The sequence below is a fragment of the Gimesia sp. genome (assembly GCF_040219335.1).
GTDB lineage: Bacteria > Planctomycetota > Planctomycetia > Planctomycetales > Planctomycetaceae > Gimesia.
In genome coordinates, this window is record NZ_JAVJSQ010000019.1 from 545027 (window position 1) to 557833 (window position 12807).

The 12807-nt window shown below is 52.4% G+C and carries 11 protein-coding genes; all 11 read right to left on the minus strand.

Features of this window, described 5'->3' with window-relative positions:
• Window positions 1-2 precede the first annotated feature (2 nt).
• The 11 genes from ligA to ffh all read right to left on the minus strand — a co-directional run bounded on the left by ligA (window position 3) and on the right by ffh (window position 12754).
• Window positions 3-2012 carry an NAD-dependent DNA ligase LigA gene (gene ligA, locus RID21_RS17190; protein WP_350190914.1) on the minus strand — a complete coding sequence of 670 codons (2010 nt, stop codon included), beginning with the start codon at window positions 2010-2012 and terminating at the stop codon, window positions 3-5.
• Window positions 2013-2050: 38 nt separating this feature from the next.
• Window positions 2051-3034, minus strand: a complete 984-nt coding sequence (gene gmd / locus RID21_RS17195; RefSeq protein ID WP_145041355.1) for a GDP-mannose 4,6-dehydratase — start codon at window positions 3032-3034, stop codon at window positions 2051-2053.
• A 125-nt stretch (window positions 3035-3159) separates the two neighbouring features.
• Window positions 3160-4866 (minus strand): cation:proton antiporter domain-containing protein, encoded by a 1707-nt coding sequence (locus RID21_RS17200; protein ID WP_350190916.1) that lies wholly within the window; start codon window positions 4864-4866, stop codon window positions 3160-3162.
• A 191-nt stretch (window positions 4867-5057) separates the two neighbouring features.
• Complete coding sequence (locus RID21_RS17205) at window positions 5058-6536, minus strand: aldehyde dehydrogenase family protein (RefSeq protein WP_350190918.1); 1479 nt, start codon at window positions 6534-6536, stop codon at window positions 5058-5060.
• Window positions 6537-6723: 187 nt separating this feature from the next.
• Window positions 6724-8001 (minus strand): beta-ketoacyl-[acyl-carrier-protein] synthase family protein, encoded by a 1278-nt coding sequence (locus RID21_RS17210; protein ID WP_350190920.1) that lies wholly within the window; start codon window positions 7999-8001, stop codon window positions 6724-6726.
• 594 nt (window positions 8002-8595) lie between these two features.
• Window positions 8596-9039 (minus strand): RidA family protein, encoded by a 444-nt coding sequence (locus RID21_RS17215; RefSeq protein WP_350190922.1) that lies wholly within the window; start codon window positions 9037-9039, stop codon window positions 8596-8598.
• An 83-nt stretch (window positions 9040-9122) separates the two neighbouring features.
• The gene (locus RID21_RS17220) at window positions 9123-9521 is read right to left on the minus strand and encodes a YraN family protein (protein WP_350190924.1); all 399 of its coding nucleotides are present in this window, start codon (window positions 9519-9521) and stop codon (window positions 9123-9125) included.
• Window positions 9522-9625: 104 nt separating this feature from the next.
• Window positions 9626-9988: a 50S ribosomal protein L19 gene (rplS, locus tag RID21_RS17225; RefSeq protein ID WP_350190964.1), complete on the minus strand. Its 363-nt coding sequence runs from the start codon at window positions 9986-9988 to the stop codon at window positions 9626-9628.
• A 72-nt stretch (window positions 9989-10060) separates the two neighbouring features.
• A complete protein-coding gene (trmD, locus tag RID21_RS17230; RefSeq protein WP_145041362.1) occupies window positions 10061-10762 on the minus strand; it encodes a tRNA (guanosine(37)-N1)-methyltransferase TrmD in 702 nt (233 codons plus the stop codon).
• 42 nt (window positions 10763-10804) lie between these two features.
• Window positions 10805-11200 (minus strand): 30S ribosomal protein S16, encoded by a 396-nt coding sequence (gene rpsP, locus RID21_RS17235; RefSeq protein ID WP_350190926.1) that lies wholly within the window; start codon window positions 11198-11200, stop codon window positions 10805-10807.
• 75 nt (window positions 11201-11275) lie between these two features.
• A complete protein-coding gene (gene ffh, locus RID21_RS17240; protein WP_350190928.1) occupies window positions 11276-12754 on the minus strand; it encodes a signal recognition particle protein in 1479 nt (492 codons plus the stop codon).
• Between the last annotated feature and the right edge of the window lie 53 nt (window positions 12755-12807).

Consider the following 12807-nt stretch of genomic DNA (forward strand, 5'->3'; position numbering starts at 1 on the left):
CCTTAGTCCTCACCCAGTAGCGTCAGAAATTCATCTTCCGAAAGAACAGGCACTTCCAGCGACTGTGCTTTCGTCAGCTTACTGCCGGCATTCTCCCCCGCCACCAGGTAATCAGTTTTCGAAGATACCGATCCCGAGGCCTTACCACCGTGCTTCTCGATGAACTCCTTAGCTTGATCACGGGTAAATCGCGATAGGGTGCCGGTGACGACCACCGTTTTACCTTCAAGCGCGCCTGAGGGCTTTTCCTTTTTGGAAACCGGAGTCCCCATATTCAGCCCCTCTTCCTTAAGATCTGCAATCAGCTTTTGACCGAAATCGGAGTGGAAGAAGTTATACACAGAGGCTGCAATCACGGGACCAATCTCATTCACATCCGCCAGGTCGTCCTCGCTCTGTTTCGCAATCTCGTCGATGGTTCCGAATTCCCGTTCGAGAATCCGGGCATTACTGGCCCCCACATGCCTGATGTTCAGCCCCGTGAGTAACCGCCAGAGCGGCTGCTGCTTGGAACTCTCGATGCCTGACAGCAGATTATCGATCGACTTTTCTCCCTGGCGTTCGAGGTTAATCAGATCTTCGTAATGTTCGTCGAGACGATAGATGTCAGCCAGCCCCTTGAGTAATCCGGATTCCAGCAACTGTTCGATCATCTTGATGCCCATGCCTTCGATGTCCATCGCCTGGCGCGAAGCGTAATAGCGGAGGGTCTCGCGAACCGTAGCGGGGCATTCCGGATTAGGACAGCGAATGTAAACGCCCCCTTCATCCTGAACCAGTTCCGTATTACATTCAGGGCAATGCGTGGGGAATTCGAGTTCCTGCTGAGAGCCATCCCGGCGATGCTCTTCCACACGCACCATGTGTGGAATGATTTTTCCTGCTTTTTCTACGACGACCCAGTCGCCGATCTGAATCCCCAGCCGCTGCATTTCATCTCGATTGTGCAGGCTGGTTCGGGAAACCGTGGTACCTGCGATCTGGACCGGTTCCAGGTTAGCTACCGGAGTCACCGTCCCGGTTTTACCGACCTGGAAGACGATCGACTCCGCCCGGGTGACCGCTTCATATCGCTCCCATTTATACGCCACGACCCACCGGGGGCTCTTGGACGTATTACCCAGTTGATCGCGTTGATCAAAGCGATTGACCTTGAGCACAATCCCGTCAACCTCGAAGTCGAGCGAGTGCAGGTCATCCATCATGGTCTGGGCGTGTTCCATAGTCTTTTCCAGGTTCGGAAAAGACTTAACATTGGGTGTCGCCGGGATCCCCATCTCTTGAATCGCATCGAGATATTTAACGTGTGACTGAAAATCGACACCCTCGACTGCTCCGATGCCGTGAGCAAAGAAACGGATTTTCCGTTTTGCACACAGTTTCGGGTCCAGCAGTTTCAAACCGCCTGCTGTCGTGTTGCGCGGGTTGGCAAACGGCTCTTTCCCCTGCTCCTGCATTTCAACATTGAGCACCTGGAAATCGGAATTACTAATGTAGGCTTCGCCCCGAATTTCCAGCAGTGCGGGAGGCTTCTTTGCATTCAGGCGCAGAGGAACTCCACCAATGGTGCGGACGTTGTGGGTGATGTCATCCCCAGACTGGCCATCGCCGCGGGTCACCCCCTGTACAAGGTGCCCGTTTTCATAGACCAGGGAGACTGCGACACCATCAATTTTATACTCGGCTGTCAGTTCGACCTGCTCTTCCCCAAGCAGTTTGCAGATGCGGGTTTCAAAATCCTTGAGGCCATCCAGTTCAAAGATGTTATCGATCGAGAGCATCGGCAGACGATGCGCGATCGTCTGGAACCCCTCTATCGGTGCCCCACCCACTTTTTTAGTAGGGCTGTCGGGGGAGTCATACTCCGGATGCGCTTCCTCCAACTGCTCCAGCCGCTTCATCATCTTATCGAATTCGCGGTCGGATATTTCCGGCTTCGCCTGAATGTAATACAGCCGGTTATGATGCTCGAGCTGCTGGCGCAGTTCTTCGATTTCTTTTTGAACGCTCATGGAAATATCCGCAATGAATCAGGGAAAGCGCAGGCAGGTCAGGAGTCAGATTCTTTGAGCAGTTTTTCCTGTTCCGCCTGTTTGAGGTCGGCTTCGACCATCAGGCGTGCGAGTTCTTCAAAGGTGACTTTGGGTTCCCATTTAAGCTTTTCACGGGCTTTGGTGGGGTCCGCACAGAGCAGCTCGACTTCTGCAGGTCGATAAAACTGCGGATCGATTTCAACATATTTTCGCCAGTCGAGTCCGACAGAACCGAAGGCGGCTTCCAGAAATTCACGAACCGAATGCGTTTCGCCGGTTCCGATCACAAAGTCATCAGGTTTCTCCTGCTGGAGAATCAGCCACATCGCTTCGACATAATCGCCGGCGAAACCCCAGTCCCGCTTCGCGTCGATATTTCCCAGATAAAGTTTGTCCTGCATCCCGAGTTTGATACGTGCGATCGCCTTGGTAATCTTGCGGGTTACGAAGGCTTCCCCCCGTCGCGGCGATTCGTGATTAAACAGGATGCCGTTACAGGCAAACATGTTGTACGATTCGCGATAGTTAATCGTCAACCAGTAGGAGAAGACCTTGGCACAGGCGTACGGGCTGCGGGGATGGAACGGCGTGGTCTCGCTCTGAGGGGTCTCAACGACCTTACCGAACATCTCGCTGGAAGATGCCTGGTAGAAACGAACCTGCTTGCCCTTCTGCTGTTCATAATACCGGATTGCATCCAGCAGACGCAGAGTGCCGACACCTGTGACTTCCGCGGTGTATACTGGAATGTCAAACGAGAGACGAACGTGACTCTGAGCGGCCAGGTGATAGACTTCGTCGGGCTTGACCCGATCCAGAATTTCATTCAGATTCGAGCCTTCTGCGAAATCACAGTAATAGCAATTATGAGGGGGTTCACCGATCCCCGGCTTACTGCAGGATGTGATTCCATGGACTTCATAGTCTTTACTTTCCAGGAACCGGGAAAGGTAATATCCATCCTGGCCATTAATTCCAGTGATCAGGGCAACTCGACTCACGACACGAATCCTCTATGTAAACACTTTGATGGTAGTAAAAAAGGCTGGATCTTCCGCCAGCATCTGCAAGTTTAGTGGTTTTCCCCCAAATCGCAACGGTTGAATGACAGCCTGATGAAAGCGATCTATTTACCATCCTGATTCTGGGCCGACCGGTGCCCCTTGATGTAGTATTTCAGAATTTCCCACCGTCTGATGACCCCCAGCATACGATGCGGCTGTTCGCGTGAAACGACCGGCAGACAATCGTAGGAACCTTCGCGAAATTTGCTCCAGACCCGTGCCAGGGAATCGTCGGGATAAACAACGGTTTCCAGATTATTCGCCAGGTCAGCCGCGCGGACCAGGGAACCAATCTTGGGGTCAAACAGGGTATTACTCAGATCCTGATAGCGAATGACGCCCACGACCTCTTCATTTGGACCAATCACGGGGAATGTATTGTCGTGGCTGTGTTCGATAAACGATATCACTTCATTGAACGTCGCTGTCTGGGCAATGCCCTTGACGTTCTTACGATATAGCTGTTCGACCAGAATCTGATCGGGAGGTTGATCGATTTCGGACAACAGGCCGAAGGAGACCAGAAAGCGGCGGATCATCGACTGGAATTCGCTGATCGGATCGCCGGCGGTATGATGAATCGCATGGATCAGCGGGACTTCCCCTGCCCGCAGGACAGACTGGCGAATCATGATGGGACCGACAATTTCGAAGAAGACCACCGATCCCAGAATGATGGTCTGCAGGTGACCGCCCAGCACGGGATCCCGGCTGACGGCGATTGCCGATAGTGCGATCGCAGCACCCGCCTGGGCAAACAGGGCTGTTCCCAGCCAGAGTGAGACTTCGGGTTCTTCTCCCCGCATCCGGGCCGGTATGAAAATACCGATGTATTTTCCGACCAGACGCAGCACGATGTAGCTGCCCCCAATCAAACCGGCTTCAATAAACTGCTGTGGTTTGAGTTCCGCTCCGTGAATGATAAAAAACAGTACACAGAGGAAACCGGTCAGCGGGTACAGCTCGGCTTCGACCTTCGGGACATCCTCTTCAGCCAGCGAGTTCGCGACTGTGAAACCCATCGCCAGAAACGTCAGCATATAGGGTACGCCAGTTGTCCGACATAAGCCGAGTGCCAGCGCAATCAGACCGACAAACATGATCAGACGACGGCTGCCTTTGATGATGGAGCTACCGTAGCTGATCATCAGGCCGCCGAAGACGCCGATGAAGACGGACCCGAAAATATCAAGCAGCAGGTGCCCCAGTTGAGGCAGAACAGAGGCATGCGCACTGTCCCCCTGCAGAAAGAAGACTGCGACAAATATGACTTCGAATGCGATGATGGAAATCAGGTTGTTGAGGGCCACCAGGATACCGGTGTATTCTGAGATCGGCCCCTCGGACTGCATTTCTTTCAACACGAGAATCGTCGTCGCCGGTGCAGTGGCGATCGCGAGCGCCCCGAGCAGGATCGCCGCTCCTGGAGATTCCCCCACCAGCAGCAAACCCACGAATACTATGAAAAAAGTGCCGAGGACCTCTCCGACCGAAAGCGGTAAGACTCGTTTAAACAGGCGACGCAGACGAGAGAGTGTGAAGTGATTCCCCAACCCAAACAGAACCAGTGCCATAGCCAGGTCTGTCAGCGGCTTGAGCTCTTCCAGGTGTTCATGGGGAATCAAATCCAGAATCGCTGGCCCCAGAATCACTCCGATCAACAGATAGGCGGTCACTTTGGGCAGGCGAAAGAGCTCTCCCAGGGTACCTGCCAGCAAGCCAGCTGCTAGAAAGATTCCCAGAGTAAAGATGATATGCCATGAGCCCATTCGAACGTCCTGTTCTGGAGGTGATGAAATTGATTACGGGCCGATTATAGCAGATCAAGGTGAGCGGTCGATCCTGAACCCGGCTCTCCGGCCTTAAAAAAATGATAGTAAAGTATTATCAGATATCAAGTTCGAGCTAACGCTATTTCACCCCTTATTCATCGAGACGTCGTCCGGGCCTGAAGAGACGATCAGTCCAGATTCATGGTCACCGTCTTCAATTCCGTATAGTTGGCAAGTCCGGCCGCACCCAACTCACGACCGATGCCACTCCGTTTGAATCCACCAAAGGGAGCGGCGGCATCAAATACATCGTAGCAGTTCACCCAGACGGTTCCGGCCTTGATACTCTGGGCCATAAGATGTGCTTTCTTTACATCACTGGTCCAGACTGCAGCCGCCAGTCCAAACTGAGTGTTGTTGGCTCGCGTAACGACTTCATCCAGGCTTTTAAATGGAAGAATGCTCAATACAGGTCCGAATATTTCATCGGTGGCAATCGGCATATCATCGGTCACCTGATCGAAGACCGTCGGTTCTACGAAGTAGCCTTTCTCGCCAAACCGGGATCCACCGGTTACGCATTTTGCCCCGGCTTCAGTCCCTTTTTGGATGTAGCTCAGAATCTTCTCCATCTGTGCCTGATCTACCTGTGGCCCCTGAGTGGTCTCGGGATTGAGAGGATCTCCCAGCTTACGGGCCGAGGCTCTCTCGACAATCTTAGCCACGAATTCCTCATGAACGGCTTCTTCTACGAACAGTCGACTGCCGGCACAACAGCACTGCCCCTGGTTAAAGAACAAACCAAACTCAGCTCCCGCGACAGCAGCGTCCAGATCGCAGTCGGCGAATACGACATTCGGACTTTTTCCCCCCAGTTCAAATGTCAGGCGCTTGAGGGTCTGGGCTGCATCAGCCATGATGATTTTGGCGGTCGCATCTTCCCCTGTGAAGGCAATCTTATCGACATCCGGATGTTTGACTAAAGCGGCCCCTGCGGTGGGACCATAACCTGGCACTACGTTGATGACCCCGGGTGGATAACCGGCTTCCATCGCCAGTTCCGCCAGACGCAGGCAGGAAAGCGGTGTCTGTTCTGCCGGTTTCATGACGATTGTGCAACCGGCCGCCAGTGCAGGTGCCCATTTCCAGGCAACCATCAGCAAGGGAAAGTTCCAGGGAATGATCTGACCGGCGACACCGATGGGTTCACGTCGGGTGTAGCAGAAATGGTTTCCGCGGATCGGTATCGTCGTGCCTTCAATCTTGTCTGCCCAGCCGGCATAGTACCGCAGGCAGTCAATCACCAGAGGCAGGTCTGCAGCACGACTGTCACGAATCGGTTTGCCGTTATCCAGAGACTCCAGTGCAGACAGCTCTTCAATGTTTTCTTCAATCAGGTCGGCCAGACGATACATCAGCCGCCCGCGATCCCGGGCATCCATCTTCGACCAGGGGCCTGTTTCAAAAGCAGCCCTGGCAGCTTTAACGGCCAGATCGATGTCAGCTGCATCCCCTTCCGCTACTTCTGCGATGATTTCTTCTGTAGCCGGATTGACTGTCGCAAAGGTTTTCCCGCTGACCGCATCACACCATTCACCATCAATCAATAACTGAGTTCTGCGAATCTGGGGAGCAACTGCTACGGTATCTAAAGCGTCTGTGGCCATGACGTGATCTCCTGAGGTTCTAGCGCGCGAAATTGGATCAGGAACAAAGGTTGTCCATCAACAGACACTAAATACAGGTCTGCTCTACCCTTTCATTCTGATGTTTTTTGCTCTGCTTCTCAAGAGGGATGTGGGACTGCGCGCAGAATTCACGCAGTGGGAGTCATTTTTAGCAGAAGTGACTGGCTTAGATGGCCCGCAGAATCGCAGCTGCACTCTGACCAAAGGCGGTTCGGCTGACCGACATCGTCGTTGGTGTAATGAGCGGCCGCACTTCACCGTGCACGATATCCAGGTTACACATTGGATCCGGCGTTTCGTAGTTCAACGTGGCTGGAGTCGCACCATGCCGCAGCGACAGAATACTGGCTGCGAGTTCAACAGCTCCAGAGCCGGCATCGAAGTGACCGAAGTAGCTCTTCAGTGCTGTAATCGGGATCTTAACCGCATCATCACCGAACAGACGGTGGTAAGCACGTGCTTCGACCTGATCATCGATTTTCGTGCTCTTACCGTGGGCATTGATGTGGCCCAGTTCGGAAGGTCTGATTCCTGCCTGACGGACAGCCGATTCAACAGCCCGCATCAGGCCGGTATCGTTCTGCTCATCGGAGCTGCCATCACAGCCGGCACCGAGTCCGATCACTTCCGCATAGATCTCCGCACCACGGCGAACAGCGTGATCGTAGTTTTCGACAACGAAAGCTGCAGCACCTTCACCCAGAATTGTACCGTTGCGGTCACGATCGAATGGACGACAGGCACGTTTGGGATCTTCATCGCGTGAAAGCAGGTCGATGAGGTTTTTGCGGGACAGATCGACGGGGTTGATGTTGGAAGTACAGGCTCCGACAACCATGCAGTCGACTGCACCACGCTTGATCCAACGCATCGCTTCAGCCAGAGCCAGTAAGGCAGAAGAGTCCTGGCTGGTAATCGTGTTATTCGGTCCCTGAGCGTTATGCTCAATCGAAATATGGCAGGCTGGCATGTTGGGGAGCTGTCGCAGCATCCACAGGGGGGTAATCTGTCCCAGAACGTCTTCACCCCAGCGGGTAATTTCGAAGGAATCATCGGCAGCACAGCGGTTGACGGCTTCGACCAGTTCATCGGGAGTCGTCGGAATGTGACCGGCACCAAAGGAGACACCAAAACGCTCAGGATCGACGGTTCCCCGCTTGATACCCGCGTTTTTCACAGCATCTGAAGCAGCAGACACCCCAAGCTGAATGTCGCGTGACATAACTTTGATGAATTTTTTGTTGTAGAGGTGTTCGTCCGGATTGAAGTCTTTGACCTCTGCAGCCAGTTTGGACGGAAGATTCTCGATCGGGATTGATTGCAGACGATCAATCCCCGAAACACCTGAACTTATATTGCGCCAAAAACTGTCTATACCGATACCAATTGGAGATACAACTCCAATTCCGGAAATGACCACGCGCGTTTGATTTGACCCAGCCATCTTAGCCTGACCCTTAATTTCCTACAGAGAAACAGCTCCAGTCCCTTTTGCGAACTGTTTCAGCCTATAGTTATAAGATCTACGTAACTCTCGACTTAACACATTCTGTGTCAAGCAAGTGGAGAATTACCACTGCAGCTTATCTCGAGTTCCTTCTCCTGTATTTATTATCGGAAAAAGGCAACCCAAAATCTGAGAGTGATCTCAAACCCTGCTTAATATCCCTTAAAGTAGTCAGATTTAACAAGTTATATCGCTATAACCGGTTAGCAGGCCAGTTGGCAAAAAGGTGAGACTTAATTCCGGACTGCGCCCGCAGAACTCAAGGAAGGTGCTGTAAAAGCAAGGTGGAATGAGAGATAAAACTCCCGTTTCAGGTTGGAAATCCTTTTCACAGTTTTGAGTGAAATCCAGCCAGAACTAATAATATAATTGAGGTCCCCTTCAATCATACCTGGTTTCTGGTAGATACCAATCAAGGTGCATTACACACTTACCAGACGAATTTGTCAAGCGAATTCACAGAAAAGCTGCCCTGAACGGTACTTTCAGCCTGACTGCCAGAGTTTGACACTTGAGCAGCCAGGCCGTCTATTAGGCATCGATAATTTCGAAAATCGCTTCCACTTCAACTGCCACACCCGTAGGCAGCGCTGCAAAACCGAGTGCACTGCGGGCATGATAGCCATCGCCGGCCTTGCCGTAGAGTTCGTGGAACAGATCAGAAGCACCATTAATCACCAGGTGCTGATCGGTAAAATCAGGAGTGGAATTGACACAGCCGAGCAGCTTGATGACCCGCAGTCCATCGAGTGTTCCGTGCTCATCGCGAACTGACCGCAGAATCTTGACGGCACAATCGCGGGCCGCAGCAATCCCTTCTTCGAGGCTTACGTTTTCACCCAGACGTCCCTTCTGATCACTCACATGACCTGAAGTCATCAACAGGTTACCGGTACGAATACAGAGATTGAGATACCCAGGTTCAATGGGCTCAAAATTCAGCCCCAGTTCAGCAGCTTTCTGCTCAGCGGACATAGTCGACTCCTCCAGGAAAGAACATTTAGTAATTCATTCCGCGTACTTTAGAAGGATTGCCACCGATTTACAATCGAGGTGACTCAGATAAAGAACTGGAAGTCCCCCGCCGAAGGGAAGGCATTTTGAAAATGCTGAATTTCTGGCCGCTTCTGCTCTGCCTGCCAGAGAATGGAGATCACATCGAACCGTGCGGAATGCTTCAGCAGGCCATGCTTTTTAAGAAAGACGCCTGCCAGACGGGTCAGCTGTTTCTGCTTCTGTCCTGTTACGGACTCGAAGGGCTGACCTTTCGCTGTCGATTTCCTGGTTTTGACTTCGACAAAGACGACCGTTCCCTGATCGAGGGCGATAATGTCGATTTCGCCGAGTTCAGTGCGATACTGGCGAGCAAGGATCTGATAACGGTGTCGTTTCAGATAACGGACGGCGGCACGCTCACCCCGATCACCTAGAAATCTGCCAAACCAGTTTCCAGCCATAAGCAGCCTCTTCGACAAGGGGCAGGCTCAATCGTAAGTGCGCACCAGAACGTCTAACAGCAGCACTGCTGCAGTGACAGTGCTGCTGTTTCTGTTTCGATCGATTACTCGCCGTCTCTTTTGGCGCGACGCTCGGTCAGACGGGTTGCTTTACCAACGCGATCGCGGAGGTAGTACAGTTTGGCGCGCCGAACGCGACCGTGCCGTTTGACGTCCAGCTTGGCGATTTTGGGAGAGTGTACAGGGAAAATTCGCTCTACACCTTCACCGGCTACGATGCGACGAACGGTGAAGTTTTCACGGGTTCCGCTGCCGCGACGGGCAATCACAACACCGGTGAAAACCTGGATGCGTTCCTTGCTACCTTCCTTGATACGGGTATGCACGTCGACGGTATCGCCGATTTCGAACTCAAGCGGCTCTTCACGAAGGCTTGATTCTTCTACTTTTTTCAATAATTCCTGCATGACTTCAAGTCCTCTTGGCACGCCTGGCTGACTCCGAAAGAGCCCCTGAGAACGTGCTGTTTACATAAAAAATCAGGTTGAATTTGATTCCGACTCAGTGAGAAGATCATTTCGTCGCTCGCGAGTTCGCTGCAGACTCTGCTCATGCCGCCAGCGCGCAATCTCCTGATGATTTCCACTTAATAAGACTTCCGGAACTTCCATTCCACGAAAGTTTTGAGGCCGTGTGTACTGCGGATATTCGAGCAGTCCCGATTCCGAAAAGGAATCATATTTGGCACTGCTCTCGTCTCCGAGTACTCCGGGTATCAACCGGATCACAGTCTCGATAATCAACATGGCCGGGACTTCCCCTCCGTTGGTGATGAAGTCGCCTGCCGAAATTTCCATTGGCTCCAGACCAATGCGGATTCGTTCGTCGAACCCCTCGTATCTTCCACACAATAAGGTGAGCTGACGTTCTTGGGATAACTCCTGGGCCAGTTTCTGATTCAGTGTTTTCCCCTGGGGGGTCAACATGATCAGCTTACCGGGTTCCGGAACCACCTGTTGAACATGCTCTACACATTGATAGACCGTGTCACAGCCGATCAGCATCCCTGGTCCACCGCCGTAAGGGCGATCATCTACCGAGGCATGCTTGTCTGTTGCCCAGTCCCTGAAATTCCAACGCTGAATCTCGACCAGTTGATTTTGAATCGCCCGCTTGAGCAATCCCTGCTCAAGATAGCTGTCAAACAGTTCGGGAAACAAAGTCAGAATATCAAATCGCATAATGCTCACTCACAGAGCAAAACGTCAGGGTTGACGCAGACCTTACTCTTCTGTCGGGGTTTCTTCAACAGCGGTCTCTTCTGCAGATGCTTCAGCTGTTTCAGCTGATTCGCCAGCTTCTGCTTCCGGTTCGGGAGCAGGAGGTTCTTTGGGAGCCTGCATGGGAGCCGGTGCCGCAGCGGAACCGAATTTGTTTTTCTTGACCTTCTTGATCAGTGTTGCCACGTTTTCGGAAGGTTTAGCACCAACTGACATCCAGTAATCAACACGTTCCATGTCAATCACGACGCGCTGTGCTTTGTCAGCGACGGAAGTGTCATAGGTACCAATTTCTTCGATCGCTTCACCGTCACGTTGTTTGCGTGAATCCATTACACAAATACGATAGAACGGGCGATGTGTCCGGCCCATTCTTTTCATACGAATTCGAACTGCCACAAATTTCTCCTTTAGGATACTAACTCTAAACTTTGGAAGATACAAAAATTGAATTCAATTGAGATCGCCTCTGAATCAGCGATTCTTTTTTCGCTGTTTCTTTTTGGCTTTTTTGTCTTTTTTTCGTTTCTCACGCAGCTTGCTGATATCACCACCACGCTTGCTGCGTTCTTTTTTCTTCGTCATGCCTCCCATGGGGTCCATCATGCCCCCGGAAGAGAGCTCGCGCATCGCTTTCATCTTGTCACGCATGCCCATGCCGGCCATTTTCTGCATCATGCCGGCCATGTTATTGAAATCCTTGACCAGACGACTGATGTCCGATGGATCAGAGCCACTTCCCATGGCAATCCGGCGGCGACGGCTGTGATCGATCAGTTCGGGATTTTCCCGTTCTGCGGGAGTCATCGAACCGATGATCGCATCAATCCGCTTCATTTCCGCACCAGGGTCGACATCCGGATTTGTATCCAGTAGTCCCCCCACTCCGGGAATCATTTTCATGATTTCCCGCATGGGACCCATTTTGCGGATGGTCGCCATCTGCTTCTGGAAATCAGTCAGGGTAAATTTACCCTGCGCCATCCGGTTCTGGAGGTCGGCTGCTTCTTCTTCATTGAATTGCTGCTGCGCCTTCTCCACCAGGGAGACGACGTCGCCCATACCCAGAATACGTCCCGCCATCCGGTCTGGATGGAATGTTTCCAGGCGATCGAGGGCTTCTCCGACACCGATAAACTTGATGGGAACTCCGGTGACTTCCTTCACACTCAGAGCGGCACCACCACGGGTATCACCATCCAGTTTGGTCAGAATGACGCCATCCAGTTCCAGCGCTTCGTTGAACGCTTTGGCACTGTTGACAGCGTCCTGACCTGTCATCGCGTCGCAAGCGAAAATGACCTGGTCGGGCTGGAGCTTACGTTCGATCTGCTCCAGTTCCTTCATCAACTCATCGTCAATGTGCAGACGACCGGCGGTGTCGAGAATGACCGTATCGACATTTCCGAATTTCTTCGCCTGACTCAGACCATTCTGACAGACTTTGACGGCGTTGTTTCCGTCCGGAGCCTCTGCATGAACCGGCACTTCTACCTGACCGGCAATGACTTTCAACTGTTCGATCGCCGCAGGACGCTGCAAGTCGGCAGCGACGAGCATCGGCTTTCGCCCCTGCTCTTTCAGCAGGCGGGCCAGCTTACCACAGGTTGTGGTTTTACCACTCCCCTGCAGACCACACATCATAATGACGGTGATGCCTGACTTTTTGAATTCGAAACCGGGTTCGACCGGGCCCATCAGGTTGATCAGTTCCTGGTGGACGATCCCGATGATCTGCTCATCAGGGCGAACGGCTTTCAGAACTTTCTCACCAACTGCCTGCTCGGTCACCCGATCAATAAAGCTGGTGGCTATTTCATAATTAACGTCTGCTTCCAGCAACGCCTGTCTGACCTGGCGCAACCCGTCCCTGATATTGCCTTCGGTGAGCTTTCCCCCCTTGGCAAGACCGGTGAGTGCATCTTTCAGATTGGCAGTTAATCCTTCAAACACTTTAGATAACCAGACCGTTAAATGTTAATCGTGGGTGCATTTATCGCTTGGAA

What these genes read in the sequence shown, in the direction of transcription:
- ligA (WP_350190914.1), bottom strand. Translation starts at nt 2,012, where the DNA reads ATGAGCGTTCAAAAAGAAATCGAAGAACTGCGCCAGCAGCTCGAGCAT.
- RID21_RS17200 (WP_350190916.1), bottom strand. Translation starts at nt 4,866, where the DNA reads ATGGGCTCATGGCATATCATCTTTACTCTGGGAATCTTTCTAGCAGCT.
- RID21_RS17205 (WP_350190918.1), bottom strand. Translation starts at nt 6,536, where the DNA reads ATGGCCACAGACGCTTTAGATACCGTAGCAGTTGCTCCCCAGATTCGC.
- RID21_RS17210 (WP_350190920.1), bottom strand. Translation starts at nt 8,001, where the DNA reads ATGGCTGGGTCAAATCAAACGCGCGTGGTCATTTCCGGAATTGGAGTT.
- RID21_RS17215 (WP_350190922.1), bottom strand. Translation starts at nt 9,039, where the DNA reads ATGTCCGCTGAGCAGAAAGCTGCTGAACTGGGGCTGAATTTTGAGCCC.
- RID21_RS17220 (WP_350190924.1), bottom strand. Translation starts at nt 9,521, where the DNA reads ATGGCTGGAAACTGGTTTGGCAGATTTCTAGGTGATCGGGGTGAGCGT.
- rplS (WP_350190964.1), bottom strand. Translation starts at nt 9,988, where the DNA reads ATGCAGGAATTATTGAAAAAAGTAGAAGAATCAAGCCTTCGTGAAGAG.
- trmD (WP_145041362.1), bottom strand. Translation starts at nt 10,762, where the DNA reads ATGCGATTTGATATTCTGACTTTGTTTCCCGAACTGTTTGACAGCTAT.